At 71.5% G+C, this 1,337-nt stretch carries 2 protein-coding genes; one reads left to right on the forward strand and one right to left on the reverse strand.

Annotated elements, in window-relative coordinates; all coding sequences use genetic code 11:
- Positions 1–224 (reverse strand): DUF4235 domain-containing protein (locus CCN33_RS17685; protein ID WP_086694558.1); only part of this gene is annotated, 224 nt, incomplete at its 3' end.
- A 102-nt stretch (positions 225–326) separates the two neighbouring features.
- On the opposite strand from CCN33_RS17685, the gene CCN33_RS17690 reads away from it, so the two are divergent.
- On the forward strand, positions 327–1,337 hold a 1,011-nt coding region (locus tag CCN33_RS17690), incomplete at its 3' end, for a cation diffusion facilitator family transporter (RefSeq protein WP_425275852.1).

Here is a 1,337-nt window from a genome sequence, read left to right on the forward strand (position 1 = left end):
ACCGCGAAGATCGCGCCCTGCACCGCGGCCGCCAGCAGGATCTCGCCCCAGCCGCGGTCCGGGTCCAGCGGGTCGGGTGCCTCCTCCTCGTGCCGGATCACCATCCACGCCTTCCGGAAGGCCAGCCCGGCCAGCGCACCGCCGGCCCAGCTCAGCGCGAAGCCCACCGGTCTGTGCAGGAGGGGCGCCTTGATCTTGCTCATGGTCTTGCTCTTCTTCGCCATGTGACACTCCTTCCTCACCGGGCCCGCGTCCTCCCCGGACAGTTCCCGACCTCCCCCGTCCGGGCCCGTGTGATCCTCTCCGCCGGGGGCAGTCGCCGACAGGTGAGCGCTACTTCGGAAAAGCAGCCGGAAACGACGACCGGCGACAGCGACGGCCAGGAGGCCGCCAAGTCCGACGGACACACCCGCGTCACCGTCCTCGTGGCACTCGCCGCGAACCTGGTGATCGCGGTGGCCAAGGCCGTGGGCGGGATCTTCGCGGGCTCGCCCGCCCTGCTGTCGGAGGCCGCGCACTCCGTGGCCGACAGCCTGAACGAGGTGTTCCTGCTGGCCGCGCTGAGCCGCAGCCGCCGGCCGCCGGACGCCCGCCATCCCTTCGGCTACGGCAAGGAACGGTTCTTCTGGTCCCTGCTGGCGGCGGTCGGCATCTTCGTGATGGGCGGCTGCTTCTCCTTCTTCCAGGGCTTCGAGGCGATCAGGAACGGATCCGAGGAGAAGCTCAGCGGCTACGTCGCGGGCCTCGTCGTGCTCGGCGTCGCCTTCGTCGCCGAGGGGGTGTCGCTGATCCGGGCGGTACGCCAGGCGCACCGGCAGGGGGAGGGCGTCGGTGACGTCCAGGACCCCGCGCTGCGCACCGTGCTCGCCGAGGACGGCACCGCGGTGCTCGGGGTGACCTTCGCCGCCATCGGCATGGTGCTGCACATGCTCACCGGGCAGGCCGTCTGGGAGGGCTGCGCGTCGATCCTCATCGGCGGCCTGCTGGTCTACGTCGCCTACCGGCTCGGCCGCGACGCCCGCGACCAGCTCATCGGCGAGGCCGCCGACCCCGAGCTGACCGGGCGGATACGGGAACTGCTGCGCGCGCAGCCGGAGATCGACAGCGTGGAGGCGCTGTTCACCATGAAGACCGGCATCGACTCCGCCCTCGTGGCCGCGCGCGTCGACCTGGTGCCGGGAATGGACAGCGAGGAGGTCGAGGAGGTCGCCGTCCGCATCAAGCGGTCCGTCGCCGAGATGTTCCCCGATGCCGGGCAGATCTTCCTCGACGTCACCGACCGCGACCACACGGGCCACGACCACACCGACCGCGCCGCACGTGAAAGCCCCGCCGCG

Origin of the sequence: Streptomyces recifensis (assembly GCF_002154615.1) — a bacterium.
Classification (GTDB): Bacteria; Actinomycetota; Actinomycetes; order Streptomycetales; family Streptomycetaceae; genus Streptomyces; species Streptomyces griseoluteus.